The sequence below is a fragment of the Brevibacillus sp. AG genome (assembly GCF_028369215.1).
GTDB classification, from domain to species: domain Bacteria; phylum Bacillota; class Bacilli; order Brevibacillales; family Brevibacillaceae; genus Brevibacillus; species Brevibacillus porteri.
The window spans coordinates 491,957-518,882 of record NZ_JAQMYO010000003.1 but is presented as its reverse complement, the minus strand read 5'-3'; the positions used below and the strand labels follow the sequence as shown (position 1 = coordinate 518,882).

Sequence of the window (26,926 nt, the reverse complement as noted above, 5' to 3'; positions counted from 1 at the left end):
TAATGGTATAGTAAAGAATAAAATGGAGGAGACTCAAGACGAGAGGAGTATGAGTGATGTCCACAATTATGATTGTAGAAGACGACCCGAAAATCAACCAGCTGCTGCAAGAGCAACTGGAAAAATACGGATTCCAAACAGTCAATGTTGAACATTTCGATAGAGTCATGGAGGTATTTACCCAGTCGCGCCCTGATTTGGTTCTGTTGGACGTGAATCTACCGAAATTTGACGGATTTTATTGGTGCCGGCAAATGCGCCAAGAGTCCAACTGCCCGATCCTGTTCATCTCTGCACGAGAAAGTAAAATGGACCAGGTGATGGCCTTAGAAAATGGGGCCGATGACTATATCACAAAGCCGTTCGACTACGATGTGGTTTTGGCCAAAATCCGCAGTCAGCTACGTCGGGCTTACGGACAGTATGCTCCGCAAGAAGGGGAGCGTACGGTTGAAGTGGCGGGGCTCAAGCTGTTTTTGGAGCGAATGGAGCTATCTATGTACGATACCAAAATCGAGCTGAGCAAAAAGGAAGCGCTACTGCTCGAAGCCTTGATGAATCAACATCCGCGTGTCGTCAGCCGTGAGCGTTTGCTAGAAAAGCTGTGGGATGAACAGTTTGTCGATGAAAACACGCTGAATGTCTACATCACACGCGTGCGCGGCAAGCTGAAGGACTTAGGCTTAGAGGGAGCTGTCGAGACTGTTCGCGGTTCCGGTTATCGCTTGCGTGCAACTTGGGAGGAAGAGCAATGAAGCTGTTCCTTCGAGATCAATGGCCATTCGCAGCGTTTTTTCTAATCCAATTGATCTTATTGATTATGATTTTTGCGATGGATGGGTACTGGAATGAGTCATTGATGATCTACGTTATGTTTTTATCTGTTTTTTTTGCGGGGGCTTTTCTCGCCATCCGTTATTTGTCTCACCGCACAATCTATCAGCGACTGAGCAAGCCGGTAGAGTCATTAGAGGAACTGACCCAGACATACGGGAATTCGCCGTTGTGCCGCGCGATGGATGATATCAGTCAGGAGCAGTACCGAATCTACAAAGAACAGCTGCATGCCTATGAAAACAAGCAACGGGACCATACGACGTTTATTCAGCAGTGGGTTCATCAGATGAAGACGCCGATTTCGGTTATTCATCTGTTGCTGCAAAATGAAGACGATCCAACAGCTGAGAGCGTCCGTGAAGAAGTGGACCGGATCAAGCGAGGACTGGAAACCGTTTTGTACATAGCTCGCCTCGACCGATTTGAACAGGACTTCCTGATTGAGCCTGTAACTCTGCGTTCCTTAGTGCAGAATGTGTTGGCTGAAAACAAGCGGCTGTTTATCCGCAACCAGGTGTATCCCGAGGTAAAAGTGGATGAAAATTGGCGAGTGGAATCGGACGATAAGTGGCTTGCTTTTGTCCTCAACCAATTGTTGACGAATGCCGTTCGTTATTCAGCAGGAAAAAGCAACAAGGTCACCATTCGTGCGTATGAACGCGGATTACATGCCATACTGGAAGTACAGGATTATGGAATCGGGATCCCTGTCGAAGATATTCGCCGCGTGTTTAAGCCGTATTTTACGGGAGAAAACGGGCGCAAATACCCTGAGTCCACCGGGATGGGACTGTACTTGGTGAAGGAAATTTGCGGGCGGCTCCATCATGGGGTGGAAATGGAATCAGAAGTGGGCGAGGGGACAACCGTACGGATCGTCTTGTCTGCCGTCGTACCAACCTTACAAGAAAGTAAGATAGCTGAAAGTTAATTCGATAGCTGGACTATGCGCACTTCCGTATAGTTGAATTTGGAAGTGCAAGAAAGGGGAATGGCGCATGGAAATGCTTGCTGTAAATAGCTTGAGTAAAATATACGGGGGCAAGGTAACCTACCGCGCGTTGACCGATATCGATTTTTCGATTCGCAAGGGCGAATTCGTCGGTATTATGGGCCCCTCAGGCAGTGGCAAGACTACGCTATTAAACATGATCTCCACTATTGATACACCAACCTCTGGTGCGGTTCTTTTGAACGGTACGAATCCGCATCATTTAAAAAAAGATAAACTCGCTCTGTTTCGTCGCCGTGAGCTCGGTTTTGTGTTTCAAGATTTCAATCTCTTGGACACGTTGACGATTGGGGAAAATATCGTGTTGCCGCTGACGCTGGATAATGAGAAAGTATCGGTCATGGAAGAAAAGCTGCAAAGTGTTGCAGAGAAGCTAGGGATTCAGGACATTTTGGAAAAGCGGACCTTCGAGGTGTCTGGGGGGCAACGCCAACGGACGGCCATTGCCAGAGCGATCATTCATTCTCCATCGCTTTTGCTCGCTGACGAGCCGACAGGAAATCTTGATTCCAAGTCTTCGCGCAATGTGATGGAGACACTGGAAGCGATCAATAAGAGAGACAATACCACGATGATGATGGTGACGCATGATGCTTTGGCGGCCAGCTATTGCCATCGGGTGATTTTTATTAAAGACGGACAGCTCCATAACGAGATGTATCGCGGTGAGAGTCGACAGGTATTCTTCCAGAAAATTATTGACTCGTTGTCGTTTTTGGGAGGGAACACTTATGACCTTTCGACAATTCGCGTGTAATAACGTTGTAAGAAATAAACGGATGTACGCTGCGTTTTTTATGAGTAGCGTTTTTTCTGTCTTAATCTTTTTCGTCTATGCGATGTTCATTTTTCATCCGGAAATTATCGGACAGGAGATTCATGAGTCCGTAGCCACTGGAATGATGGCGGCTGAGTACGTCATTTTTCTGTTCTCCTTCTTTTTTCTCTTTTATTGTGTCGGTGCTTTCCTGAAAAAGAGGGAGAAGGAGTTCGGCATCCTTTTTATCCAGGGCATGACACCGTTGCAGCGGAATACACTGATTTTTATGGAAAACATGCTGATTGGCATTGTCTCGATTGCTATCGGGATTGGGCTCGGTTTGGTTCTCGCCAAGCTGTTTTTCCAATTCGCCGGATTTTTGCTGGATGTAAAAGCACTCGGGTTTTACTTCCCGTGGAAAGCGATCGGTTTGACAGTCGTGGCGTTTCTCATCTTGTACGCAGCCATTTCGCTGTTTACCGTCCTCGTGCTGCGAAGCCGCAGTCTGTTAGATCTATTGCAAGGAAGCGGTCGGCCTAAGCGTGAGCCGAGGGCATCATTAGTGCTGTCTCTGGTCGCAGTAGCTTTGTTGGGAATGAGCTATGCTTTAGCCCTTACGGCTGACGGCGTGAATGTGCTCGTGCTGATGCTTCCGGTCATTGCGCTGACGACTGTCGGAACGTACCTGTTGTTTACTCAGCTGAGCGTCATCTTCATCGATTTTCTGAAGAAGCGTCGCGTTTTCTATTGGAAAGGTACGAATCTCCTGACGCTCTCTGATCTGGCCTATCGGATGAAGGATAATGCACGGATGTTCTTTTTGGTCAGCATCGTCTCTACCGTGGCTTTTTGTGCGATTGGCACGCTGGCAGCGTTGGCTGGGTCGATTCAGATTACGGTGATGAAAACACATCCATTTGCGTTTGAATACCAGTCCAAACAAAGCGATGCGGAGAGAGCGAAGCATCTGTCGTTAATCGAAACGAGCTTGCAGCAAAGTGGCTTTTCCTTCGAAAAATATCAAGTGGCTATGAGAGTTTTGCCAGAACTGGTTCAGGAGGAAAGGGTTGGAGTAGTCAAGCTGTCTGACTATAACCGGCTGGCGGTAGCGTCCAATTCGACTGTACTCGAAATGACGAATAAAGAGGCCTTCGTACTACTCAATTGGATTGGTGATTCGGTAGCGAGCAAAACGCTGCAAGTGGGGAAGGCACAGCTCGCAGTCAAAACAGATACGAATATGACTCCATTGATCAGAGGGATTGAATTTGAGCGCTTGGTTGTCGTACCGAATCAGGTGTTTGACCAGCTTCCGAAAATGAAGGAAGAAGAGCGCTTTGTGTACGAGGTGCCAAGATGGAAGGAAACGCAGGATCTTAGTCTCAAGCTTCAGGAAGATATTAGTCATGTCGAAGATAATTACTCGTTTTCAGCTCGTGCGCCATACTACCACTCCATGAAACAAATGGCGAACATGGGACTCTTTATCGGGTTGTTTGTGGGCGTGTTGTTCTTTGTAGCCGCAGCAAGCTTTCTCTATTTCCGTCTGTACACGGATCTGGAATACGACAAACGGCATTATGGTGCGCTTTCCAAGATCGGACTCACGGATGCGGAGCTGACGCGTATCGTGACGACCCAGGTTGCCCTGTTGTTCTTCGTGCCGATTGTGGTGGCCATTATTCACAGTATGGTGGCGTTCGTCTCCCTGCAAAGCTTGTTGAAGCTCATTCTTGTCGCGTCTGTGGTTAAACCGACTGCGATTGTATTGTGCAGCTTTGTCATTGTTCAAGGTGTGTATTTCTGGATCATTCGAAACCGTTACTTGTTCCATTTAAAGCAATCGATGAACCGCTAGTGACTTTTCCAGCATGTCCAGATAAGCAGGGACATAGGATAAAAGGAGAAGGATGCGAGGGGGCTAGCGGATGGAACGGGAGGCATGGATGGGTCAAGCCGTACAGATTGCGTTTGAAAATGTACGTGAGAAAATAGGCGGACCGTTTGGAGCTATTGTCGTGAAGGACGGACACGTAATCGGACGAGGACGCAATGAAGTGACAACGAGCAATGACCCTACGGCACACGCCGAAATCCAAGCGATTCGAGAAGCATGTCGTCATCTCCAAACCTTTCAGTTAAACGATTGTGACTTGTATACGAGCTGTGAGCCATGTCCGATGTGTCTGGGAGCCATCTATTGGGCCAGACCGCGCAATGTCTATTACGCTTGCACGAAAGAAGATGCGGCGCATGTTGGTTTTGATGATCAGTTTATTTATGAGCAGATCGTTCTCCCTCATGAGGATCGCAGCATTCCTTTTCAGAGAATCAATCTTGCGAATAGACAGAGTCCATTTCAAGCATGGTCTCAATCTCCGGACCGTATCGAATATTAATAGAGAGCCTCTCCTAGCGGAGTAGGCTCTTTTTTTTCGTTTTATTTATAGTAAGAATAGGTAGAAAGAAGAAAATAAAATGAAAATGCTTTCAAAATGAAATTTTCAGATAAAGTATTGCACTATGTCGATAATCGTATTATAGTAACAACAATCATTATGAAATTCGACCATATTTTCTGAAATTGAGCCGTAACAAGGTTGAATATTGTTGAAAAAAGACGAATAAAGGTGTGTTTATATGGAAGAGACTTTTCGTAGATCACTTTATCCTGATTTAGATGACATCGACTACGGGATCATTCGAGCCTTGCAAGGAAATGCGCGCTTGCCGTTTACTCAGATTGCAAAGGATCTTGGGGTCACGGAAAAGACGATCCGCATGCGCGTCCAGCAATTGCAGGACGAAGGTGCCCTGAGTCTGGTCGGTATTGTCAATCCAGTCAAGGCAGGGTTTCACGTACAGGCGATGATTCAAGTGGCTGTGGATGCGGAAAAGCTGGACGATGTGGTTGCTGCATTAACGGACACCGTTGAGATTAGGCTCATCGTACTCACTTCTGGTGAATATCAGCTTTTCACACAGGTGCTCGTAACAAGTAACGAAGAATTATCGCAATTTTTACTCAAAAAGCTGCACAAGATTCCTGGCATCTCTAAAACGAATGTGATTAACGAATTGAAAATACTGAAGTCCAAGTATAACTTTATCCGTTAGGCATGGGTGACCTTGGAAGGGGGAATGCCATCGGGCGAAAATCCGCTGGGATTATGAATGCCGAACGATTCTGGGAAGAAACCGGAGAAAAAACGAGAGAAAAGGGGTCATCCTATGTTTTCGACCAAAGTGAGCAAAGCAATGCTCGGTGCTGTTCTGGGGACAGTTTTATTGGTAACAGGCTGTGGAGGAGGAAATAGTGCGAGTACAGATAACGGCAAAGCCGCAACAACATCGCCAGCCTCCGGGGAAAAAGTACTGAATATTGGGTTAAAGGCAGATCCGCCGTCAATGGACCCAAACACCTCGACATCGCTGTACGACCGTCAAGTATACGCGAGCCTCTATGACAAGCTGTTTGATATCGACTCAGAAGGAAAAATAGTGCCAATGCTGGCGGAATCGTATGAAGTAACGCCAGACGGCAAGACCTATACATTGAAGCTGAAGCAGGGTGTGAAATTCCACGATGGCACCGAGTTTGACGCTGAGGCAGTGAAATTCAACTTCGAGCGCAACATGAACGATGAGAAGTCCCGTCGGAAAGGCGAATTGAAATTCGTAGATTCCGTTGCCGTAGTGGACAAGAATACCATAAAAATCCAGATGAAAGAGCCTTTCGCTCCATTCCTGTCCGTCTTAACAGACCGTTCGGGCATTATGGTATCGCCAAAAGCAGTGAAGGAACATGGCGATCAATACCTCAATCATCCGGTTGGTACAGGCCCATACGTATTTGTTGAACAAGTAAAAGGCGACCACGTGACACTGAAGAAAAATGAAAACTACTGGAATGGTCAAGTGAAGATCGATGAAGTGAACTACAAAGTATTTACGAACGGAACAGCGAAGGTGCAAAACCTGCGCTCCGGCATGCTGGATATCATCGATGATACACCTGTAAAAGAAATTCCTGCAATCAAAGGCGATGCGAACCTGCAATTGGTGGCGGAATCCGGCATGGGTTACCAAGGGCTTTACTTGAACAACTCCCGCCCGCCGTTTGACAACAAGTACCTCCGTCAGGCTGTGGATCGTGCCATTGACCGTGATGCTCTAGTAAAAGTGCTGTTTAACGGCTATGCGGCACCGGCTCGTACAGCATTTACAAAAGGCAGTCTGGCTTACAATGAAGCACTGAACACACCGAAGCCGCCAGATGCAGCGGAAATCAAGGATTTGCTCGCGAAGGGCGGTCAACCAAACGGATTTAACTTTAAGCTGTACATCTCTACTTCTCCAGAGAATGAGCAACTGGGTGCGGTACTGCAAAACATGCTGAAACAACACAACATCAATGTGACATTGGAAAAATTGGAATATGGACAATTGATCGAAACGGGCGATAAAGGTGAATTTGAAGCGATGCAATTGGGCTGGTCTGGACGTCAGGACCCTGACCAAAACTTCCATGACTTCGTCGTAACAGATACATCTAACAACGATGGACGTATTTCCATTCCAAAGCTGGATGAACTGGTTATCAAAGCACGTGGTGAGCTGGACGAAGCAAAACGCAAGGCGCTGTATGACGAAGCTGCCACATTGCTGCAAGACGAAGCGGGCTATGCCTATATGTACCACCAATATGTACTGCTCGGCATGAACAAGAAAGTAACTGGCTTTACTTATGTTCCAGATGGTTTGATCCGTACAGCCAATTTGGACAAGCAATAGGTAGCGCAACACTATAACAGCAAGAGCAAGGAGGAATTGTCATGATGTTCATAGTCAGGCGTCTATTGCTGACAATCCCGATTCTCCTGCTGGTGTCGATTATGACATTCTCTTTGATTCATATGATCCCGGGCGATCCTGCCCGGGTCATTTTAGGAGAGGAAGCGACACCGGAAGCCTATGCGGCATTGCGAACCGAGCTGGGGTTGGATCAGCCGATCGTGGTGCAATATTTTTCCTGGCTAGGAAAAGTGGTAACGGGTGATTTGGGAATATCGATTACGGACCGAGTGCCGGTCGCAGACTTAATTATGCAAAGACTACCAGCTACCGTGGAATTGACGATCGGAACGTTCTTGGTAGCGATTCTGATTGCGTTTCCTGCGGGAATTCTCGCGGCAGTGCGACGCGGGACCTGGATTGACTATACAAGTACCTTTACTGCGCTAGGCGGTATGAGTATCCCCAGCTTCTGGCTGGCGATGATGATGATTATTTTCTTTGCCGTGGAAAACCAATGGCTGCCTTCATCCGGTTATGTACCTTTTTCCGAGAATCCTACACAAAACCTGATGGCCATGATCCTGCCCTGTTTGGCAACAGGCTTGCGGGAATCTGCCGTATTGATGCGAATGCTACGTTCTTCTTTGCTCGATGTCGTGAGCATGGACTTTATTCGGACAGCGAAAGCGAAGGGATTGAATGAGGCTCGCACGATTCTGGGGCATGCGCTGAGAAATGCGATGGTTCCAGTGGTAACGACCTCGGGTTTGATGATCGCAGGCTTGTTAGGTGGTCTGGTGATTACTGAGTCGATTTTTTCGATTCCTGGCTTTGGCCGTCTGATTGTGGAATCTGTCTTCAAACGTGACTATGTAACGGTTCAAGGAGCCATTCTTGTTTCGGCGGTTCTCGTTGTCTTGGTGAACCTGATTGTCGACATTTTGTACGCTGTCATTGATCCGCGCATCAAGGCTGGGAAAGGAGCAGGTGAGTGATGAAAACCGTGGGCAAATTTCTCCGGAATGGTTTGGGCGTCATCGGAGCGGTGATTATCCTCGGATTGATCTTCGTGGCGATTTTCGCACCGCTGATCGCACCCTTCGACCCCAATGCACAAGACTATAACAAAATTTTGATATCACCAGATGGTGAGCATTTGTTTGGGACGGATGATCTCGGTCGGGATATTTTCTCCCGTGTTGTTTACGGGGCGCGCATTTCCATTCAGGCAGCGCTGATCTCTGTCGGTATTGCAATGCTGATTGGGGTGCCGATTGGACTGTTGTCCGGTTACTACCGCGGCTTTTGGGATGAGTGGATCGTCATGCGGAGCGTCGATGCGATGCAAGCCTTTCCGTTTCTCATTTTGGCTCTGGCGATTTCGGCGGTGCTCGGTTCAGGCTTCGGGAATGCCATGCTAGCGATTGGGATTGGTTTTGCCCCTGCTTTTATACGGATTACACGTGGTCAAGTTCTTTCGCTTCGAAATATGGAGTATATTCAAGCAGCACGTTCGGTTGGGGTAAAGGATGCGCGCATTATTTTCCGCCACATTTTGCCGAACGCCATGAACCCCATTGTGATTCAAGCGACGTTGGCAATGGCATCCGGGATTATCGCAGAAGCATCCTTGTCCTATCTCGGATTGGGTGTACAGCCGCCGACTCCCTCCTGGGGAAGCATGCTAAACCAAGCACAAACACTTATGTCCGTCGCGCCCTATGCGACATTTTATCCGGGGATTGCCATCTTCTTAGTCGTGCTGGGCTTCAACTTGTTGGGGGATGGTCTACAGCAAGTTCTGGACCCACGCGCACGTAAATAATGAATGCCCTACACGGGAGAAAAGGAGTGGAGCAGATGACGACCATCTTGGAAGTGGAACAGCTAAGAACCCGTTTTCGCACGGACAGCGGTGTCGTCAGTGTCGTGGACGGCGTCGACTTCTTTATCCGTGCTGGTGAAACGCTTGGCGTCGTGGGCGAATCCGGCTGTGGGAAGAGTGTAACCAGCCTGTCGATCATGCGCTTGCTGCCGCCCAACGGAAGCACGGAAGGATCGATTCGCTTCAATGGGAAGAACGTGCTTGCGCTGTCGGAAAAAGAAATGCAAGGTGTACGCGGTAATGAAATCGCGATGATTTTTCAAGAGCCAATGACATCCCTCAATCCGCTGCATACCGTAGGCAAACAAATTGAGGAAGCAGTCATGCTGCATCGCAAGGTAACGAAGGCAGAGGCAAAGGAACGGGCGATTGCGATGCTAAAAGCAGTCGGAATGCCTCGTGCAGAAGAGATTTACGGAGAGTTTCCGCATCAGCTATCAGGAGGGATGCGCCAGCGTGTAATGATCGCGATGGCCATGTCCTGCGATCCGAAGCTGATTATTGCAGACGAGCCGACAACGGCACTGGATGTGACGATTCAGGCGCAAATTCTCGATTTGATGCGCGATTTAAAAGAAAAAACGGGAACTTCCATCATGCTGATTACGCATGATTTGGGTGTAGTAGCCGAGATGTGTGACCGCGTGATTGTCATGTATGCTGGGCAAGTCGTTGAAGAGACTGATGTCGATACGCTGTTTGACAGTCCGAAGCATCCGTATACGATCGGTCTGATGAACTCGATTCCGGAGCTGGACGAAGAGCGCGAATATCTAGAAACCATTCCAGGAGCAGTTCCCTTGCCGTATCAAATGCCAGTGGGCTGCCGTTTTGCCCCGCGCTGTTCGCAAGCGATAGCGATTTGTCACGAAAAGCCCCCTGAACTCTTGCAACTGGACAATCAAAAATGTCGCTGCTGGCTGTACGCGAAGGAGGGAGAACAGGCATGACGACACCTCTCTTAGAAGTAAAAGGGCTGCAACAGCATTTTCCCATCAAGGGTGGATTTTTGAAGCGGACAACGGGACATGTAAAAGCAGTCGATGGTATTGATCTGACCGTGTATCCCGGTGAAACGCTTGGGATTGTAGGGGAATCGGGCTGCGGCAAGTCTACGACGGGCCGAACGATTCTACGCCTCTTGGAGCCGACAGCAGGAGAAGTCTGGTTTGACGGCAAAGATTTAGCGAAACTTCCAAAAGAAGAAATGCGCGTCATGCGGCGGAACCTGCAAATGATTTTTCAGGACCCATACGCTTCGCTGAATCCACGGATGACGATCAAGCAGATTTTGATGGAGTCGCTGATGGTGCACAACATCGGGACAAAGGCAGAGCGGGAAAAAGTCATCGAAGAGATTATTCAGGTCGTTGGCTTGCGAAAAGAACATCTGAACCGCCACCCACACGATTTTTCCGGTGGGCAGAGACAGCGGATCGGAATCGCCCGCGCACTGGTCGTAAAACCAAAGCTGATCATTGCCGATGAGCCCGTATCTGCATTGGACGTGTCGATTCAATCACAGGTACTCAATTTGTTGAAGGATTTGAAAAAAGAATTCAATCTGACCCTGATGTTCATTTCGCATGATTTGTCGGTCGTGAAGCACTTGTGCGACCGGATCGCGGTGATGTATTTGGGACGGATCGTAGAAATTGCTGACAAGCGGACGCTATTTGAGAACCCGAGTCATCCGTATACACGGGCGCTGCTCTCGGCTGTTCCAGTAGCGAAACCACGGCAAAAGCGCGAACGGATCTTGTTGACAGGCGATTTGCCGAGTCCAGCAAATCCACCGAGCGGCTGCACTTTTCATCCGCGTTGTCCATATGCGACAGAGACTTGCAAGACGCAGGTGCCCAGTTTGTCAGACATCGGCAAGGGCCAACTGGTATCCTGTCATTTGGTGCAATCGGGCGAACTTATCCGCTAGCTTGGCAAGGATGGAGGTACAGCTATGATTTACTGGCAATTATTTCTCGCCTTTTTCCGCATCGGAATCTTCGGGTTTGGGGGAGGACCTACGATGGTTCCTCTCTTTTACACCGAATGCGTGAAAAAGTACAAATGGGTGACAGATGAGGACTTTTCCGACAATCTGGCGCTCGGCAACGCTCTTCCAGGACCGATTGCGACCAAGCTGGCCGCATTTATCGGCTATCGGGTAAAAGGCTGGAAGGGTGCATTGGTGGCAAACATCGCAGTAGTGATGCCAATCGTGCTTGTGATGATCGGTTTGCTGCAAGTCATTTATCAATGGAAGGATGCGCCGGGTGTATACGGCATGATCCAGGCAATCGGTCCCGTAATCGCAGTCATGACAGGCGTCCTTACGTGGGAATTCCTTTCAAAGGGCTGGAAGGGAGCGTCCAGCAAAGCAGGTGTGAGCCTTTCCCTCGCCCTCTCACTCGTAGCGTTGCTCTTCCTTGATTGGCATCCGGGCATCGTAGTAGGAATTGCGCTGGCCGTTTCATTTGCCTACTCTACTTGGTCTGTCCGCAAGCGCAAGGACAAGGATGGCAAGGAGGGAGTAGCATGATTTACCTGCAATTATTTTGGGCCTTTTTCATCTCCAACATTTTGGGGTACGGGGGAGGACCACCGAGCATCCCGTTGATCCAAAATGAAGTGGTTGACCATTACCAGTGGATGACTGTACAGGAATTCGGAGAAGTGCTGGCGGTAGGAAATGCGCTGCCCAGCCCAATCGCGACCAAGCTCGCTGGGTACATTGGCTATCAGGTAGCGGGTGTACCGGGTGCAGTAGTCGCGTTATTGGCAACGGTTGCTCCAACAGCGATCGCGATGGTCTTATTGATGGGTTTTATTAATTTATTTCGCAGTGCTCCACAGGTAAAAGCGATGACCCAATCGGTACGGCCAGTCGTTACTGTTTTGCTTGGAACGATGACGTATCAATTCCTGATGGGCGCAGTCGAGGGGATCGGCTGGATGCAAACAGGGATTTTGACAGTGGTATCCTACCTTCTGCTCGAAACATGGAAGGTCCATCCCGCTTTTGTCATTCTGGGAGCGATGGCTTACGGGTTTGTTTTCATCGGCTAACAAAGAACTACTTAAGGAGGCATAAATCATGGTTAACTATGACGCAATGGAATACCCATACCCATCGAAGCGTGTGACGACTTTTGCCAAGAACGGCATGGTGGCGACCTCGCAGCCACTGGCGGCACAAGCAGGGCTCGATATATTGAAAAAGGGCGGAAATGCGGTGGATGCGGCGATTGCAACAGCTGCGTGCCTAACTGTAGTAGAACCGACCTCGAACGGCATCGGGGGAGACGCATTTGCCCTCGTGTGGATCAAAGACGAGCTGCATGGACTGAATGCAAGCGGGCCTGCTCCACAAGGAATCTCCATTGAGGCATTAAAAGCAAAAGGTCTGGGAGAAATGCCGACCTACGGCTGGACACCTGTCACGGTACCAGGCGCACCTGCTGCGTGGGCCGCCTTGTCCAAGCGTTTTGGACGTCTTCCACTGACAGAGGTTTTGCAGCCAGCGATTGATTATGCGGAGAATGGCTATCCGGTATCGCCAACATTGGCGCATTATTGGAATGCCGCACACAAAAAGTTTTCCCAGCTATGCAAAGGAGAAGAGTTCGCACATTGGTTCTCCACCTTTACGCCAGATGGCAAGGTGCCACAAGCGGGAGACATCTGGAAGTCGCCGGGTCATGCTGAGACGCTGCGTCAAATCGCGGAAACAAATGCAGAGAGCTTCTATCGCGGAGAGCTGGCAGACCAGATTGACTCGTTTTCCCGGAAGTGTGACGGCTACTTGCGCAAAGAAGACCTAGCTGCCTATGAGCCGGAATGGGTGAAGCCGATCAGTGTCAACTACCGCGGCTATGATGTGTGGGAGATCCCGCCGAACGGGCAAGGAATGATCGGTCTGATGGCGTTGAACATTCTGAAGGGCTTTGATTTTGACGCAAAAGACATTACGGAAACGTATCACAAGCAAATCGAAGCGATGAAGCTGGCATTTGTCGATGGATTAAAATACATCACAGAAGAGAGCAAAATGAAAGTTTCCAAGGAAGCACTGTTGTCAGAGGAATACGCTGCCACTCGCCGTGCACTGATTGGTCATGAAGCCTTGACGCCAGAGCCTGGTCAGCCGAAAACGAGCGGCACGGTCTATTTGGCGACTGCTGACGGTGAGGGCAACATGGTGTCCTTTATCCAAAGCAATTACATGGGCTTTGGTTCTGGGGTCGTTGTGCCGGGGACGGGGATTGCCATGCAAAACCGAGGTCATAACTTCTCGCTGGACCCTGCTCATGACAATTGCTTGGAGCCAGGCAAAAGAACGTTCCACACCATTATCCCGGGCTTCTTGACGAAGGATGGAAAAGCAGTGGGGCCATTCGGCGTAATGGGCGGCTTCATGCAGCCACAAGGACACGTACAGGTGGTCATGAACACGATCGACTTCCACCTCAATCCGCAAGCTTCGCTCGATGCACCGCGCTGGCAGTGGATGGAAGGCAAAACGGTGGAGCTGGAGCGTCATTTCCCGGAGCATTTGGCACAAGCCTTGGAGCGCAGGGGCCATACCATCAAGTGGGCGCAGCTCGGCAATTACTTCGGGCGTGGTCAAATCATTTGGCGTGATGAAAATGGTGTGCTGAGCGGTGGTACTGATATGCGCGCAGACAGCAGCATTGCTGCTTGGTAAGGAACTAAAATACTATTTCAGACATAATGCCAGAGCTTGCTGCTGACATTATGTCTGAGTTTAATCCAAAACAAGAAAATCCTGTACTTTGGTATCAAGAACAGGCAATTGAAATACCTGTTCAATTTGTAGCGATCTCAAATCCACTATTGCAAACTTTGCCCCGTCTTCGGTAAGATCCTTCATTTGTGATAGTATGTATAATTTATTTTTTTCAAACTTAGATTTCATGTATCCTAAGTTTAAATTAATATTCTTTTTAATAGAGTTATAATCTTTATTTAATATGAGTAATCCAGCATTACCGGAAAAATCTACAAAGCAAACAAACAAATCGTTGTTTTGATCAAGATATAAAGTATCTGCAAAGGCTACATTTAAAGGATACTTAATATACTCGATTTTTCCAGAGCGTATGTCTAATTTTGTTAGACGATTGTCTGTTGAAAGAAAGAGATAGTCATTTACTGCTAGCATTTCAGTTGCCCCTTCACTAATTATATAAGAGTGTATAAGGGTGCCTGTTGTTCTATTAATAATATGGAGTTCATTCTTTTCAGTTGTAGTATTGTAATTCAAAACATAAATGTTATTCTGGTCGTACGTTGCATTTGCTAAGTAAGCAGGTAGTTTAATTTTATAAGTTTTATTCATTTTGCGATCATTAACTCGAAGCAAATTCTCCGCATAACTAACGTTCAATCCCTCAATTTGAATGTCCTGTAGATCGATAAGGAATGAGTAGGGAGCCTCTTGGTTTTGTTCTGAAATAGAGTAGTCATCCTTTACAATATATTTTTTTGAAATGTGTTCTGCTGGTAAAATTAGTTCATTATTGTGGTTTCTAATTAAAGTGGGAGTATCATTAATGTCATAAGTTGTTTTGTCAAAAGAACGGCCATCATTTGTTGATATAATATAGGTGTTGTTTTTAAAGGGATTTGAATATAAAAACAAGTATTTGTTATCGAATATAGTAAGTGTTTTTGCTTTCATTAAAAGTGGAGTTAGTGTTATACATGTGAAAATTATGCTGCAACCGATTAACATCGTAACCATGCGTGATTTTAATGATAAGAATGGTTTCATTACATAATCCCCCCTAATCTAAGATTGAATACTGAAAATTCAAAATTAAGAGTGTGCTCTTCACACACTCTTAATCTTACATTAATATTCTACAGTTAATTTCGAGTCGTCAATATCTGCAGGAGTTACAAGAAAGCCGCCATCAGCATCGACATCAAAGCCTTGTTCATACCAAGCTTTCCAAACAAGTTGTGAGCAGTAGTAGGCATCAGTAAAATGTTTTTGCACGTTTAGTTGATAAGGTTTTCCTAATTGAGAGTAGGCATATTTTTGTGCATTATTAAAGTCAGTGTCATCTGCGCCTTTCACATAAAATTTGTAAGCGGAGTTGAAGCGATTTCCCCAGTTATTTTTGTACACACGTACTCCCTCTTTTGGCCAGGCTTCTACAATATAATCATTGTTTTTCCTCACAATAGCAGCATGACCGTGATTCCAACCACTTGTTTCGTTGTCATAAGTAATAAGTATATCACCAACTGTTCCCATTTTTCCGCTCGATGCAAGGGCTGTTAGCTTGGCTTGTTAATTTTGAATTTCTTTATATTTTTCAGGTGCATTTTTCTTTAAGTCATCCAAATTATTAATTTCTTTTCTTTTTTTCGCTTTATTTCTTTGCTCTTTATTGAATTTTGTTTCCTTTTCTTCCTTTGCTAACTCCTCTTGTACTTCAGAAGATGTTAAGTCTAAAAGCCCTACCTGAGTACCATTAGAAGCATGAGCAAAAATGGGGATGCTAGAAATACTGAGTGCGGTGATAGCGAGAGCGATAAGCTTATTTTGGAGACGCATGAAGAACAACTCCTTAAAATAAATTAATACTAACCGGTTAGTATTTGTAATGCAATATAACATGGGTACAATCGGAATTAAATAAAATATTGCTAAAAAAGGGAGTATATGTAAAATGGATAAAGTAAGCAAACATGCGCAGAAAAGCAACGAATCTTATCAAAGGTTGATGGATGCAGCTTTAAAGGTTTTTGGGCAATATGGCTATGACAAAGCTTCAATTGATTTATTGGCAAAGGAGGCTGGATATACAAAAGGGACATTTTATTTGCACTTTAAAAGTAAAGAAGACTTCTTTTTAGAATTTATGGATCATAAGTTGACAGTGTATAAACAGCATTTTCTACCTTTGTTAAACTCCAATGCCACCTTTGAAAGCATAATCAGTCAAGGTATAAAGATATTCTATAAGTTAAGCAATGAAGATAATTGGATTCCTCTTTTCTTTGAATTTTGTTCTATTGCTGTTAGAAATGAAATCGTCAAAGAGAGGATGTCTATCTATTATCAGGAATGGTTCAAGTTAATATGTATGGTCTTGGAAAAGGGGAAACAAACTAATGAACTTTCTGCAAATTTAGATTTGGAAATAACTTCAAGAAGGATAGTTGCCGTACTTGATGGATACAATCTTCAAAATAGCTTTGTTTCGAGTGGTTATTCGCTCGATCAAATAGAGCAACAGATCAAACAAATTCTGGAGCTTGACTGATGGAAGGGAGGGCTACCATGGAAACTTTACCTCCATGGGTGTGGAATGTCTATTATATATTTATTCTCATAACAATAATCAGTAGTATTGTGTATCTAATTCGGAAACGGCGTACCCTTTTTTCGATGATAACTATATTTTTTTCTATTTTCGGTCCAATTGTATTTTTTTTGCAGTCCTTGATGCGCGGTTCTGGTACAGAAATTGATAACCTGTTGTACCACCTTACCCAAGGGGAAATATGGGCATTGTTTGTTATCCTTGCTTTTATGGAAATAGTTGCGTGGTATCTCACACTTGCTAAAGATCTTCTTGGCAAAAGAGAACAAAAGAACAATCTTAGAACCTAAGGAAAAGCGGTTGGCCCATAAGTTGTAATGGGTGGCTTCATGCAGCCTCAAGGTCATGTTTCCGCCGCGTTGGCAGTGGATGGAAGGCAATACAGTGGAGCTGGAGCGTCATTTACCGGAGCATTTGGCGTGATGAAAATGGTGTGCTGAGTGGTGGTACTGATATGCGTACGGATAGTTGTATTGCAGCTTGGTAATGAAAGAGGAGAAGGGAAGAGGATCAAAAAGAGCCGAAGCGATGCTTCGGCTTTTTGCGTTGGAACGAGAAGACCCACGAACCGCTATTCTTTAACCTTAGATGGAATTGACGATAGACAAGATTTTTTCGTCCCTTTCTGAAAAGGGATCTGTTCTCGTCTCGGGGCTAAGATAAAATATCAAAACGTTTTTTGCCGCAAATATTTGCGGTATAACCATGTTCAATTTTTCCGTTTGGTTAAAGAAATCTTCCAATCCCTTTTTTGCATCTTCTTCTGATGCAAACACATAAATGTACAGGGGATTTCCGTTCACTGCATATTTTTCAGGGGATTGACCGTTCAGGACAAAGTAATCTGCGTTTTCGGATTTCGTCAAAGGCAGTGTGTTCGAATCAAATGCTTGAACAACGGCTTGCAAGGTGATGTTTTCGACCGGTTTTTCATTGCACCCTGAGAGGAAGAGCAGTGCAAGGAGTAGTAGAATTTTCTTTTGTACCATGATTTTACCTCCGATTCTATCCAATTTGGCGGACGATTTGATTTGGGGTGTAAATAACTATTTTCTCCGAAAATATAGTATTTACAACTTGCAGAAATATTCATACAATTGGTATAAATTCCAAAAAAAGGAAAAAGAGGTGTGAGTCATGAAGAGAAAATTTACTAGCTTAGGTATTGCAACGCTCTTATTGATTGTTCCTATTCAGTCTGCACTTGCTGATTACTGGCAGGGAGGAAAAACATGGGGAGGGACTACGGTATATGAGTTTGATTCCTCCGTATACAACTACTCCTATGACTACGAGAATGTTTATAACCAAGCCATTCGTAATTGGGAAGGCATTTCATCAAAGGTTAGCTTTGTTTCACGGACGCATGAGAATTCAGATAAATACTATGTAGGAGAAACGAGTGTTCAAGGGTTGTTAGGAAGGATGGACCCGTATAATGGTACTCGGATGGCAAATATTAATGGTAATTGGAGCTCCACCAAAGTTCATATATTTCACAACAATATGGACGCGTTTAATATGAGCGAAGCTGAAAGAATTTCGAATGCTACACACGAAATTGGACACAGTCTGAAATTGGCACATCCTGTTGGCAACGTAACTTCTGTTATGAAACAAGGGATACAAAGTAGAGGACCGAGCTCCTATGATAAGACAGAATTAAAGAATAAATGGGGACAATAGAAAAGAGAAATAATATAAAGTCAAAGGAGAGGTTTTTGGATGAATCTGAAAATGAATCGATTGTATATGAAAATAGCAATTGGAATCATGTTGACTGCCATCGTTTTTGTGTGCGCAGCTTTCAGCACCTTTTCCAAAAAGAATGAGCCAATGGAAACAATCTCTTTAGAAGCACTTTATATGACATATGAAAGTGCCGAGGAGTTGGATGAAGCAGATTTAATTCTGATAGGGACTCCAACCTCTGACTTTTCAGATCGAGAACATAAGACGAGTTATTATGAAGATGGTAGTTTGCAAGACTTTTATACATTAACAGAGATTGAGATAGATAAAATTATTAAATCTCCGAATGACTTTGATTTAGAAGAATCTGAAACACTTTCCATAATAGAACCTGTTGGTATGATCGAGTTAGATGGAACGAAAAAAATCACGATTGATGAATATAAAGAAATGGAACAAGGTGAGAAGTACATTATTTTCTTGAATGATAATGGACATGGACAGTACAGTGTAATTAACAATGATTTAGGAAAATTTAATTTAGATTCAAAATCAGCAAAAAGTGAAAAATCACTGAGCAAAAATTCAGGGATTACGTTAAAAGAAGATGTTCTAGAAAAATATAGTGAGTTCATTGAATAATTTCGGGAAAAGAGAACCGAATAGAAAAGAGAGTAGAGCCGAAGCAGATGCTTCGGCTTTTTTTATTTCCCAGTAATGGAATGGACGAAAAGTATGTAGTCCTTCATGCCTGTTTCTTTTTGTGACTATTCTGTTCTGTTCAGAAACTGTTTAGATGTTCCTAGTAGAATGTAGAAAATGGTCAGATTATGTCATTTTTGCGTATAGGAAACCCTTTATGATGGTTTGAAAGTCGCGGTATAAAAGATAGGAGAAATCATTTTGGATGAATAGCATTTTAATTGTTGATGATACAGCGTTTACGAGACTCGTGCTCCGTCACATGTTTGAGAAATTAGGTGTTGAGGTAGTTGCAGAAGCTGATTCAGGGGAGGAAGCTGTTAGAAACTATTGTTTGTATCGACCGTCACTCGTCATGATGGATATTACCATGCCGGGCATGAACGGTTTGGCTGCTTCCCGAAAAATCATGGAGCTGGATAAGGATGCGAAGATCATTATTTGCTCCGCAGTTGCACGACGCGACACTGTCATCAAAGCGATCCAGGCAGGTGCACGTGATTTTATCGCAAAGCCCTTACAGTTCGAGAGGATTGAATGGGCTGTTCAAAATTTGTTGGAAACAGAATAGCTGTGGTGTTGCGTGAAGGCGGAGCTTTCGCTAGGGTACATGGAAACTGGGATGACTCGTAGCGAGATTCGTTTGTTGAAAAAAGAGAAAGAGAAGGTTCGGCGAAAAAAATAGTGTAAAAACATGAAGAAGAACAGGGAAAAGCTGCCGTATAGGTATCTGTCCCTGTTCTTCTTTTTATATGGCAGGGGAGCGGAGACATCTGATGGTCTTTTTGACTTTTGTTCAGAATTTGTTGAGATGATCCTAGTAGAATAGGAAAAGCTACATGTCAGGGGTCTTTGTGCCTACGGAAAATGAAATTTGCAAGATGGTAACTTTGGTTGGTAGTGAAATCAGGAATATATTACTATAATAAAATGATCCAAAAGATATAGATGGATAGGATGGGAGATAGCGTTTTGGATGAATAGCATTCTGATTGTTGATGATACAGCGTTTACGAGACATGTGCTGCGCAACATATTTGAGTCGTTAGGACTACATGTCATAGCGGAAGCTGATTCAGGAGAGGAGGCTGTTAGAAATTACTGCTTGTATAAACCATCACTCGTCACAATGGATATCACCATGCCCGGCATGAATGGTTTGACTGCATCACGCAAAATCATGGAGTTGGACAAGGATGCCAAGATCATTATTTGCTCAGCGGTGTCTAGGCACGATACCGTCATCAAGGCGATTCAGGCAGGTGCGCGGGATTTTATAGCGAAGCCACTGCAGCTGGAGCGAATCGAATGGGCTGTCCAAAAAGTGCTGGGAACAGGGGTAAATGTTCGTCAGGGAGATAGACAGGGGAAACAAATAGCTGAGGTGTTAGTATGAAAGTTTTGATCACAGGTGGTTATGGGTTCATCGGTTCTTTTGTCGCAGAGAGATTTAATAAGGAAGGCTATCAAGTATTTATCCTCGACAATCTCAGTTCAGGCAATCAGAGGAACGTCACATTTCCGCATAAGGCATACGAGCTGGATGTAGCGGATAAAAAATGCGATGAAGTATTTAAAAGCAACAAGTTCGATGTCGTCGTACATTTAGCGGCCCAAGTAAGTGTTGCTGCATCCATGGAAGACCCCCTGCTGGATTCGAATACGAATATTCTTGGACTCATGAATATGCTGAGGCTATCAAGCAAATATGGCGTGTCCAAATTTATTTTTGCGTCATCAGCCGCTGTTTACGGCATGAATGAAAATACTCCTTTACACGAAGATTCAGTGTGTGATCCGGTATCTGTTTATGGAATAAACAAGCACATCGGTGAAATGTATTGCCGCAAATGGGCGGAAATGTATGGCTTGCGAACGGTTGTCTTTCGCTTGGCGAATGTGTATGGCCCGAGACAAAGCGCAGTCGGGGAAGGCGGCGTCATCTCTACTTTTTTAACCCAGATCAACCATGGAAAAGAAATAGTTTTGCACGGGGACGGCAGTCAAACGAGAGATTTTATTTATGTAGAGGATGTAGCTGACGCCATTTTCCGTTCCGTTACCACGGATGATACCGGGGTGATGAATTTATCTACCAATCAGGAAAGCAGCATTAATGAGCTTATTGACATTCTCGGGGCGAACCAGCAGCTCCAGGGAATAGTGCGAAGGGAAAAACGCCCAGGAGATGTAGATAAGTCGGTTTTGGACAATACGCGGGCAAAGAGAAGACTAGATTGGATCCCGATGTATTCATTGCCGGAGGGGCTGGAAAAAACGGCGCAGTGGTATCAAGAGACCCTCGCAGAGAAAGAACAAGAGCAGGAGAGCGAAGCGAAGAAAACGATCAATTGGCTCCGTTCATGGGATGCAAGGCCGTACATTGAGAACGTTCTCGCTTTTCTTGTGGTGGTTTTCGCTACAGTTGGAACGGTTAACAGTGGTGTTTTTGATCTCAAGCTGATTTACATTGTGTTGATAGGCGCGATTTACGGAACGAAGCAATCGCTCTTGTCTGTCATCCTGGCCTGTGGACTTTTCATCGGAGAAAGCCTGCATAACGGGCGCGATGTCGTATCGCTCTTGTATGACGCCAATGCTCTGTTTCATATCGCTGTCTATTTTATTATCGGGATTGCTGTGGGGTATTCGATCGATAAACGCAACAGGGACATACTGTCTAAGGAATTGCAAAAGCAAGCGCTGGAAGACAAGTATGACTTTTTAAAAGACATTTACAACGATGTCCTGATGGTCAAGCAAGAATTGCAGCAGCAGATCGTGAATTCGGAAGACAGTTTCGGAAAAATCTACAACATCACCAAGGAGCTGGACAGCCTCGAGCCGGAACGCGTATTGCAGAAATCGGTCAAGGTGCTGGAAAGAATCATGAAGTCCGATGAGATCGCAATTTATACGATGAATCAAAATGGCTCCTTCTTGCGATTGATGGCTAAATCAAATAAAGCGGGCTTTGATCTGCCACGCTCGTTGAAAATGAGTGAGCATGCTTATCTTACTGAACTAATGATAATGAAGAAGATCATCGTGAATAAAGAGCTGCGTCACGACATGCCTCTTATGGCAGCTCCCATTTTTGACAATGGCAAAATGGTGGCGGTCATAACGCTGCAACAACTTGGATTCGAAAATTTTACGATGTACACCCAAAACCTTTTCCAGGTCGCCGTTCAATTGATCTCTTCCGCGTTGTCGCGTTCACTTCGTTTCTTAAACTCCACACAAAAGGATCGCTATCTAGAAGACACCTCCATCCTGATTCCAGCCTATTTTTCGGCTATGTTGAAGAACAAAAGGGACGCCAAGCAACAGTTGAACACTGACTTTACACTCTTGGCAGTGGACGCTGCGCAAATGGACCATCATACGCTCTCTTCCTTTATCGCCAGCTCTCTGCGCGAAGCGGATTATATGGGAATGGACGAAGCAGGAGACATCTATATCATTCTCTCCAATTCAAACGAGCAAGAAGCCAATATCGTGATTGATCGGCTTGGTAGACGCGGCATGGCAGCGAGAATTGTACAGGAAAAAGACCAGGATCGCTTCTCCCTGAGGGATGGCGCCTATGCTTAATTTTGTCTTCCTCCATGTATTGGTGACTGTTTGTTACAGTTTGATGCAAAGCCACGGCCGTAATAAGCAAATGCTGATCGTGCGAATGCTAGTCGCTGGCTTTCTTCCCATTTTCGGTCTTTTATTATTAGCAATTACCGATGTGTACAAGCGCACATCGAAAAAGAATGTGAATGAGTTAATGCTGGAGAGCGATTTGCTGAAGCTCTCGGAGGGATCAAATATTTTTCGAAGAACGGACATGGAAAAGGAAATGAACATCGTTCCAGTTGAGGACATTCTGATTTTGAATGACACCAGCACGCGGCGAAAGATGCTGATCGATGTCCTGAAAGAGCAGACCATTTGGCAGATCGGCACATTGGAGACAGCCCTGCAAAACGAAGATTCGGAAACGGTTCACTACGCAGCAGCCGCTTTAACGGAAATGCGACGCAACCTTCAGCTTCAGCTGCAGGATTTATCGGTGAAATACGAGGAAAACAAGCAGAATCTTGAGGTTTTGCGCGCCTACGCAGACGTATTGAAGAAGTACTTGGACAGTCCACTTATTGATCAACGAACCTATGTGAAATACAGCTATACGTATTCCTTTGTGCTGGAGTCTTTATTGGACATCTATAAGGAAGAAGAAAGCTATTTTGTGGACAAGATCAATTGTGAGCTAGTGAACCAGTCCTATGAAAAAGCCGCACAGTACTGTCAATTGTTTCATGAGTATCATCCAGAAAGCGAACAGCCATATGTCATGTCGCTAAAGCGATTCTTTACGATCAGAGACCATGCAGGGTTTGCGGCAGAAATGAATCGATTAAAAGGCTCGGCGGTTAAAATCTCTCACGCTACGCTGATGATGATTCGCTACTGGAACACCCTAGAAGCTGATGAGCAAGACAGTACTTGGAAGGAAGTCGCTGCTGCACAGGAAACAGGTACGAATTCGAAAGAGATGAGCGATACAAAATGAGAATGACAAGGAACAGGAGAAAGAAAAGAGACAGGGAAATGGATCGAGAATGGAGCCAGTCGAGGTCCAACGACATTCCTGTGAAAAAAAACATCTACCTCATTCTGATCTTTGTGGCGATTCTGGGGATCACCATAGAAGCTACCCGATCACAGTTCATCCTCCAGGTGAGCAGTAATAAATCGGGAGGCTCGGGAGTGCAGACTGACGAGCCGAAGCAAAACGCAATCAGCCAGGAGGAAATCGCCAAGCTTGCAAGGGAGCGGTTCCTCATTCTGCATGATTCCAAGGATGAGAGCAGTATGGCAATCGCGAGGAATGTGGAGCAAGTGCTACGGTACATGAAAAAGGAGTACGATCTCGCAGACATTAAGCAATTTTCGAAGCCCGACCTCCAATACATGACGGTCATTGTCACTGTAGAAAATCTGGGCTTGCTAGCCGATCTGGATGCGATGATGCAATATGCGCACAATGGGGGAAATGTGTTCCTTTCTCGTACGCCTGAATACAATGACAGTTTATATCGCATTTACCGAAAGCTAGGGATCAATTCCATCGATCTCCCCATCGTGACAAACGGCATTCAGATGAGATCCAATCTCTTGATCCAAGGAGAAAATGCAAAAATCGGGGGAGAGTCCATTGTTAATTCCTCGATTCCCGTAGAGCTGGATAGGCAAGCGAAGGTACATGCTGTTTCTGCCGACAATATGCCACTGCTATGGGAGGCTCAGCATGGACAGGGAAAGTTCCTGGTCTATAACGGGACAAATATGCAGTCTGCCATGAACAGAGGACTGATTGCTGGTGGCATCAGTTTACTGAATCAAGATTTCATGTACCCCATTTTCAATATGAAAATCACGTATATTGACGACTTTCCTGCTCCCTTTCGCAAGGGAATCGAGCCGAGTATTTACCGCGAGTACCGTAAAGATATTCCCAGCTTCTTTCGGGATGTGTGGTGGCCAGACATGATCAAGCTTGCTGCTGATTACGATGTGACCTACACGGGAGCGATTATCAAAACCTACAATAACCGTGTTTCCGCCCCCTTCGCCGATGAGGAAGGAACAGATTCGAACAATCTGATTACGTACGGCAGGGATTTGGTGAAATTGGGTGGCGAATTGGGCATCCACGGATATAATCATCAATCGCTGGTTACTGATCAAGCGACAGCGAGCCATTACGAGTATAAGGCTTGGCCTGATGAAGCAAGTATGGCCGAGTCACTTTCGTACCTGAACGATTATATCAAGAAGGTCTTCTCGTCATATGACGTACAGGTGTATGTCCCGCCTTCCAACGTGTTGGGAGCCGAAGGGCGTCGAGCGCTGAAAACGTCCTTCCCTGATCTGAGAGTCATTGCCTCCTTATATGCGGAATCAGACAGCACGCACGAATACATCCAGGAGTTTTCCGTGGCCGAAGATGGCATCGTAGAGCTGCCGCGTATTACCTCGGGATACAGTCGGACAGACATTCATGATTGGTACATAGCGAATGCGATCACATCCATCGGGGTCTTTTCCCATTTTGTTCATCCAGACGATGTGTTGGACAAGGAACGAAGCAATAACAAGTCGTGGCCGGAATTGGCAAAAGACTTTCAACGTATGATGGAAGAGCTTTACCAGCACTATCCATGGCTGCGCAGCCAGACTGCTTCCGAAGCTGCAGCAAGCCTTGAGAGCTATTTGCAGACGGATGTGTATATAGCGCATACGGATAAAAAAATGACAGGATACATGAACAACTTCTCCGACGAAATGTATTACATCTTGCGGACAAATAAAAAAATGACGAGCTTAGTAAATTGCACGGTAGAAAAAATAGAGGAAGGCGCCTATCTCGTACGTGCAACGGGTGCAAAATTTGAAATAGGACTGGAAGAGTAAGCGATGAAAATTTGTCTGATTGCCGAAGGATCTTACCCTTTTATTACAGGGGGTGTCTCTAGTTGGATTCATTCCTTAATCGCTAGCATGCCAGAGCATGAGTTTATCATTTATGCGATTGGTGCAGAAGAGAAAAATAGGGGGAAATACGTCTACCAGCTCCCCGCGAATGTGGTGGAAATCAAAGAGGTATTTCTGGATGCCTATCTCAAAGAAGATGCTGCACTGGGCAAGCGTCTGGGGCTAACTGAGGATGAGCAGCAAGCGGTGCTTTCGTTGCTTGATGGCAGTAAGGGCGACTGGCATGCTCTTTTTTCCGTGTTGTCGGGGAGTAAGGTGCCATCCGTAGCCGAGTTGCTTACAAGCAAGGACTTTTTCGAGGTAATCCAGCGGCTTTGCGAGCAAAAATACCCGCAAATTCCCTTTACCGAAATGATCTGGATGATTCGCTCGATGGTGTTGCCACTATGTCTAGTCATTCAAAACGGCATGCCGCAAGCGGATTTGTATCACAGTGTTTGTACGGGATATGGCGGTGTAGCAGGGAGTCTCGGGAAGTATCTGCATGAAAAGCCGTTTTTGCTGACGGAGCACGGAATCTACACCCGCGAGCGGGAAGAAGAAATTATCAAGGCAAACTGGATTAAGGGTCACTTTAAAGATATTTGGATTGATTATTTTCATAACCTTTCTGCATGTGCCTACTCTTACGCGGATGAGGTAATCACGTTGTTTGAGCGAAACAAGGAAATTCAGATTGAGCTAGGCTGTGATCCTTCCAAAGTATCAGTGATCCCAAACGGTGTAAAAGTGAGCGATTATGTAGACATCGTGGAGGAAAAAAAGAACGATGCAATAACGATTGGCGCTGTCGTCCGCGTGGTACCCATCAAGGATATTAAAACAATGCTGCACAGCTTCGGGCTCGTCAAAGAACAAGTGCCACACGCACGCTTTGTCATCATGGGTCCGACGGATGAAGACGAGGAGTACTACACAGAATGCCTGCAATTGGTCGAAAGCCTGCAACTGGAGGATGTTACGTTTACGGGTGCGGTCAATGTGAAAGAGTATCTCGGAAAAATGGACATGCTTGTTTTGACCAGCATCAGTGAAGGACAACCGCTCGTTATTTTGGAAGGAATGGCATGCAGAAAGCCCTTCGTCACAACGGACGTGGGAAGCTGTCGGGAATTGTTGTACGGCAATGGCGACAACTATGGCAACGCAGGGATAACGGTACCCGTCATGCATTTTACTCAAGTTGCTCAAGCGATCATTACGTTATGCCAAAACGAGCCCATGAGACGGCGAATGGGCAGATGTGGCTTCCAGAGAGTATCAGCTATTTACACACATGAGAATTTCTTGGCGGGATATCGCAATATGTATCGGAAATACGAGGTGTAAGAAAC

General features: G+C 45.6%; 28 protein-coding genes and 1 pseudogene. 25 read left to right on the top strand and 4 right to left on the bottom strand.

From position 1 onward, the window contains the following. Positions 1-56 precede the first annotated feature (56 nt). The 14 genes from POF51_RS11330 (at position 57) to ggt (ending at position 13,996) form a co-directional block, all read left to right on the top strand. Complete coding sequence (locus tag POF51_RS11330) at positions 57-755, top strand: response regulator transcription factor (protein WP_017249650.1); 699 nt, start codon at positions 57-59, stop codon at positions 753-755. Continuing rightward, positions 752-1,768 carry a sensor histidine kinase gene (locus POF51_RS11325; protein WP_271755383.1) on the top strand — a complete coding sequence of 339 codons (1,017 nt, stop codon included), beginning with the start codon at positions 752-754 and terminating at the stop codon, positions 1,766-1,768. Before POF51_RS11330 ends, POF51_RS11325 begins: the two co-directional genes overlap by 4 nt. Positions 1,769-1,835: 67 nt before the next feature. Beyond that, positions 1,836-2,606: an ABC transporter ATP-binding protein gene (locus POF51_RS11320; protein WP_007729857.1), complete on the top strand. Its 771-nt coding sequence runs from the start codon at positions 1,836-1,838 to the stop codon at positions 2,604-2,606. Beyond that, a complete protein-coding gene (locus tag POF51_RS11315) occupies positions 2,581-4,467 on the top strand; it encodes an ABC transporter permease (protein ID WP_069847455.1) in 1,887 nt (628 codons plus the stop codon). The genes POF51_RS11320 and POF51_RS11315 overlap by 26 nt, the downstream gene beginning before the upstream one ends. A gap of 70 nt (positions 4,468-4,537) precedes the next feature. Beyond that, entirely contained in the window at positions 4,538-5,008 is a 471-nt protein-coding gene (locus POF51_RS11310) for a nucleoside deaminase (RefSeq protein WP_069847453.1), read from the top strand. A 241-nt stretch (positions 5,009-5,249) separates the two neighbouring features. Next, a complete protein-coding gene (locus POF51_RS11305) occupies positions 5,250-5,726 on the top strand; it encodes an Lrp/AsnC family transcriptional regulator (protein ID WP_069847451.1) in 477 nt (158 codons plus the stop codon). 114 nt (positions 5,727-5,840) lie between these two features. After that, entirely contained in the window at positions 5,841-7,403 is a 1,563-nt protein-coding gene (locus tag POF51_RS11300) for an ABC transporter substrate-binding protein (RefSeq protein WP_271755382.1), read from the top strand. Between the two features lie 41 nt (positions 7,404-7,444). Continuing rightward, positions 7,445-8,401 carry an ABC transporter permease gene (locus tag POF51_RS11295; protein ID WP_017249656.1) on the top strand — a complete coding sequence of 319 codons (957 nt, stop codon included), beginning with the start codon at positions 7,445-7,447 and terminating at the stop codon, positions 8,399-8,401. After that, complete coding sequence (locus POF51_RS11290) at positions 8,401-9,231, top strand: ABC transporter permease (RefSeq protein WP_069847449.1); 831 nt, start codon at positions 8,401-8,403, stop codon at positions 9,229-9,231. Before POF51_RS11295 ends, POF51_RS11290 begins: the two co-directional genes overlap by 1 nt. A gap of 35 nt (positions 9,232-9,266) precedes the next feature. After that, positions 9,267-10,241, top strand: coding sequence for an ABC transporter ATP-binding protein (locus tag POF51_RS11285; RefSeq protein ID WP_026043173.1), 975 nt, complete (start codon positions 9,267-9,269; stop codon positions 10,239-10,241). Continuing rightward, positions 10,238-11,224 carry an ABC transporter ATP-binding protein gene (locus POF51_RS11280; RefSeq protein WP_026043174.1) on the top strand — a complete coding sequence of 329 codons (987 nt, stop codon included), beginning with the start codon at positions 10,238-10,240 and terminating at the stop codon, positions 11,222-11,224. The genes POF51_RS11285 and POF51_RS11280 overlap by 4 nt, the downstream gene beginning before the upstream one ends. A 24-nt stretch (positions 11,225-11,248) precedes the next feature. Further along, positions 11,249-11,830 (top strand): chromate transporter, encoded by a 582-nt coding sequence (locus POF51_RS11275; RefSeq protein ID WP_048030999.1) that lies wholly within the window; start codon positions 11,249-11,251, stop codon positions 11,828-11,830. Beyond that, positions 11,827-12,357: a chromate transporter gene (locus tag POF51_RS11270; RefSeq protein ID WP_069847444.1), complete on the top strand. Its 531-nt coding sequence runs from the start codon at positions 11,827-11,829 to the stop codon at positions 12,355-12,357. Before POF51_RS11275 ends, POF51_RS11270 begins: the two co-directional genes overlap by 4 nt. Before the next feature lie 28 nt (positions 12,358-12,385). Continuing rightward, a complete protein-coding gene (gene ggt / locus POF51_RS11265; RefSeq protein WP_069847442.1) occupies positions 12,386-13,996 on the top strand; it encodes a gamma-glutamyltransferase in 1,611 nt (536 codons plus the stop codon). 60 nt (positions 13,997-14,056) lie between these two features. Here ggt and POF51_RS11260 read toward each other — a convergent pair whose 3' ends face one another. From POF51_RS11260 to POF51_RS11250, 3 genes are all read right to left on the bottom strand, one after another. Beyond that, positions 14,057-15,085, bottom strand: coding sequence for a hypothetical protein (locus POF51_RS11260; RefSeq protein ID WP_271755381.1), 1,029 nt, complete (start codon positions 15,083-15,085; stop codon positions 14,057-14,059). An 81-nt stretch (positions 15,086-15,166) separates the two neighbouring features. Further along, positions 15,167-15,574 carry a YiiX/YebB-like N1pC/P60 family cysteine hydrolase gene (locus POF51_RS11255; RefSeq protein WP_069847438.1) on the bottom strand — a complete coding sequence of 136 codons (408 nt, stop codon included), beginning with the start codon at positions 15,572-15,574 and terminating at the stop codon, positions 15,167-15,169. A 36-nt stretch (positions 15,575-15,610) separates the two neighbouring features. After that, entirely contained in the window at positions 15,611-15,877 is a 267-nt protein-coding gene (locus tag POF51_RS11250; protein ID WP_069847436.1) for a hypothetical protein, read from the bottom strand. A 115-nt stretch (positions 15,878-15,992) separates the two neighbouring features. Here POF51_RS11250 and POF51_RS11245 point away from each other — a divergent pair, with 115 nt between their 5' ends. From POF51_RS11245 to POF51_RS11235, 3 genes and pseudogenes are all read left to right on the top strand, one after another. Next, on the top strand, positions 15,993-16,589 hold the full coding sequence (locus POF51_RS11245) for a TetR/AcrR family transcriptional regulator (protein ID WP_271755380.1): 597 nt from the start codon (positions 15,993-15,995) through the stop codon (positions 16,587-16,589). A gap of 17 nt (positions 16,590-16,606) precedes the next feature. Next, positions 16,607-16,939: a hypothetical protein gene (locus tag POF51_RS11240; RefSeq protein ID WP_069847528.1), complete on the top strand. Its 333-nt coding sequence runs from the start codon at positions 16,607-16,609 to the stop codon at positions 16,937-16,939. Further along, positions 16,940-17,136: pseudogene (locus tag POF51_RS11235) on the top strand (gamma-glutamyltransferase); the annotation flags it as partial. A gap of 97 nt (positions 17,137-17,233) precedes the next feature. On the opposite strand, the gene POF51_RS11230 reads toward POF51_RS11235, so the two are convergent. Further along, positions 17,234-17,638, bottom strand: coding sequence for a hypothetical protein (locus tag POF51_RS11230; protein WP_069847431.1), 405 nt, complete (start codon positions 17,636-17,638; stop codon positions 17,234-17,236). A 148-nt stretch (positions 17,639-17,786) separates the two neighbouring features. Here POF51_RS11230 and POF51_RS11225 point away from each other — a divergent pair, with 148 nt between their 5' ends. The 8 genes from POF51_RS11225 to pelF all read left to right on the top strand — a co-directional run bounded on the left by POF51_RS11225 (position 17,787) and on the right by pelF (position 26,921). After that, positions 17,787-18,335: a hypothetical protein gene (locus POF51_RS11225; protein WP_069847429.1), complete on the top strand. Its 549-nt coding sequence runs from the start codon at positions 17,787-17,789 to the stop codon at positions 18,333-18,335. 39 nt (positions 18,336-18,374) lie between these two features. Then, positions 18,375-18,983: a hypothetical protein gene (locus tag POF51_RS11220; RefSeq protein ID WP_106834449.1), complete on the top strand. Its 609-nt coding sequence runs from the start codon at positions 18,375-18,377 to the stop codon at positions 18,981-18,983. A 265-nt stretch (positions 18,984-19,248) separates the two neighbouring features. Next, positions 19,249-19,614: a response regulator gene (locus POF51_RS11215; RefSeq protein ID WP_069847427.1), complete on the top strand. Its 366-nt coding sequence runs from the start codon at positions 19,249-19,251 to the stop codon at positions 19,612-19,614. Positions 19,615-20,019: 405 nt separating this feature from the next. Then, positions 20,020-20,439, top strand: a complete 420-nt coding sequence (locus tag POF51_RS11210; RefSeq protein ID WP_069847425.1) for a response regulator — start codon at positions 20,020-20,022, stop codon at positions 20,437-20,439. Further along, complete coding sequence (locus POF51_RS11205) at positions 20,436-22,640, top strand: NAD-dependent epimerase/dehydratase family protein (RefSeq protein WP_271755379.1); 2,205 nt, start codon at positions 20,436-20,438, stop codon at positions 22,638-22,640. Before POF51_RS11210 ends, POF51_RS11205 begins: the two co-directional genes overlap by 4 nt. Beyond that, on the top strand, positions 22,633-23,607 hold the full coding sequence (locus POF51_RS11200; RefSeq protein ID WP_069847421.1) for a hypothetical protein: 975 nt from the start codon (positions 22,633-22,635) through the stop codon (positions 23,605-23,607). The genes POF51_RS11205 and POF51_RS11200 overlap by 8 nt, the downstream gene beginning before the upstream one ends. Positions 23,608-23,645: 38 nt before the next feature. Further along, entirely contained in the window at positions 23,646-25,511 is a 1,866-nt protein-coding gene (locus tag POF51_RS11195) for a DUF2194 domain-containing protein (protein ID WP_244521738.1), read from the top strand. A gap of 3 nt (positions 25,512-25,514) precedes the next feature. After that, the gene (gene pelF / locus POF51_RS11190) at positions 25,515-26,921 is read left to right on the top strand and encodes a GT4 family glycosyltransferase PelF (protein WP_069847418.1); all 1,407 of its coding nucleotides are present in this window, start codon (positions 25,515-25,517) and stop codon (positions 26,919-26,921) included. The last annotated feature ends 5 nt before the right edge of the window (positions 26,922-26,926 follow it).

What these genes read in the sequence shown, in the direction of transcription:
- POF51_RS11195 (WP_244521738.1), top strand. Translation starts at nt 23,646, where the DNA reads ATGGATCGAGAATGGAGCCAGTCGAGGTCCAACGACATTCCTGTGAAA.
- POF51_RS11295 (WP_017249656.1), top strand. Translation starts at nt 7,445, where the DNA reads ATGATGTTCATAGTCAGGCGTCTATTGCTGACAATCCCGATTCTCCTG.
- POF51_RS11210 (WP_069847425.1), top strand. Translation starts at nt 20,020, where the DNA reads ATGAATAGCATTCTGATTGTTGATGATACAGCGTTTACGAGACATGTG.
- POF51_RS11250 (WP_069847436.1), bottom strand. Translation starts at nt 15,877, where the DNA reads ATGCGTCTCCAAAATAAGCTTATCGCTCTCGCTATCACCGCACTCAGT.
- POF51_RS11225 (WP_069847429.1), top strand. Translation starts at nt 17,787, where the DNA reads ATGAAGAGAAAATTTACTAGCTTAGGTATTGCAACGCTCTTATTGATT.
- POF51_RS11300 (WP_271755382.1), top strand. Translation starts at nt 5,841, where the DNA reads ATGTTTTCGACCAAAGTGAGCAAAGCAATGCTCGGTGCTGTTCTGGGG.
- POF51_RS11215 (WP_069847427.1), top strand. Translation starts at nt 19,249, where the DNA reads ATGAATAGCATTTTAATTGTTGATGATACAGCGTTTACGAGACTCGTG.
- POF51_RS11315 (WP_069847455.1), top strand. Translation starts at nt 2,581, where the DNA reads ATGACCTTTCGACAATTCGCGTGTAATAACGTTGTAAGAAATAAACGG.
- POF51_RS11200 (WP_069847421.1), top strand. Translation starts at nt 22,633, where the DNA reads ATGCTTAATTTTGTCTTCCTCCATGTATTGGTGACTGTTTGTTACAGT.
- POF51_RS11320 (WP_007729857.1), top strand. Translation starts at nt 1,836, where the DNA reads ATGGAAATGCTTGCTGTAAATAGCTTGAGTAAAATATACGGGGGCAAG.
- POF51_RS11310 (WP_069847453.1), top strand. Translation starts at nt 4,538, where the DNA reads ATGGAACGGGAGGCATGGATGGGTCAAGCCGTACAGATTGCGTTTGAA.
- POF51_RS11230 (WP_069847431.1), bottom strand. Translation starts at nt 17,638, where the DNA reads ATGGTACAAAAGAAAATTCTACTACTCCTTGCACTGCTCTTCCTCTCA.
- POF51_RS11330 (WP_017249650.1), top strand. Translation starts at nt 57, where the DNA reads ATGTCCACAATTATGATTGTAGAAGACGACCCGAAAATCAACCAGCTG.
- ggt (WP_069847442.1), top strand. Translation starts at nt 12,386, where the DNA reads ATGGTTAACTATGACGCAATGGAATACCCATACCCATCGAAGCGTGTG.
- POF51_RS11275 (WP_048030999.1), top strand. Translation starts at nt 11,249, where the DNA reads ATGATTTACTGGCAATTATTTCTCGCCTTTTTCCGCATCGGAATCTTC.
- POF51_RS11285 (WP_026043173.1), top strand. Translation starts at nt 9,267, where the DNA reads ATGACGACCATCTTGGAAGTGGAACAGCTAAGAACCCGTTTTCGCACG.
- POF51_RS11205 (WP_271755379.1), top strand. Translation starts at nt 20,436, where the DNA reads ATGAAAGTTTTGATCACAGGTGGTTATGGGTTCATCGGTTCTTTTGTC.
- POF51_RS11260 (WP_271755381.1), bottom strand. Translation starts at nt 15,085, where the DNA reads ATGAAACCATTCTTATCATTAAAATCACGCATGGTTACGATGTTAATC.
- POF51_RS11240 (WP_069847528.1), top strand. Translation starts at nt 16,607, where the DNA reads ATGGAAACTTTACCTCCATGGGTGTGGAATGTCTATTATATATTTATT.
- POF51_RS11220 (WP_106834449.1), top strand. Translation starts at nt 18,375, where the DNA reads ATGAATCTGAAAATGAATCGATTGTATATGAAAATAGCAATTGGAATC.
- POF51_RS11280 (WP_026043174.1), top strand. Translation starts at nt 10,238, where the DNA reads ATGACGACACCTCTCTTAGAAGTAAAAGGGCTGCAACAGCATTTTCCC.
- POF51_RS11245 (WP_271755380.1), top strand. Translation starts at nt 15,993, where the DNA reads ATGGATAAAGTAAGCAAACATGCGCAGAAAAGCAACGAATCTTATCAA.
- POF51_RS11255 (WP_069847438.1), bottom strand. Translation starts at nt 15,574, where the DNA reads ATGGGAACAGTTGGTGATATACTTATTACTTATGACAACGAAACAAGT.
- POF51_RS11305 (WP_069847451.1), top strand. Translation starts at nt 5,250, where the DNA reads ATGGAAGAGACTTTTCGTAGATCACTTTATCCTGATTTAGATGACATC.
- POF51_RS11290 (WP_069847449.1), top strand. Translation starts at nt 8,401, where the DNA reads ATGAAAACCGTGGGCAAATTTCTCCGGAATGGTTTGGGCGTCATCGGA.
- POF51_RS11325 (WP_271755383.1), top strand. Translation starts at nt 752, where the DNA reads ATGAAGCTGTTCCTTCGAGATCAATGGCCATTCGCAGCGTTTTTTCTA.
- POF51_RS11270 (WP_069847444.1), top strand. Translation starts at nt 11,827, where the DNA reads ATGATTTACCTGCAATTATTTTGGGCCTTTTTCATCTCCAACATTTTG.
- pelF (WP_069847418.1), top strand. Translation starts at nt 25,515, where the DNA reads ATGAAAATTTGTCTGATTGCCGAAGGATCTTACCCTTTTATTACAGGG.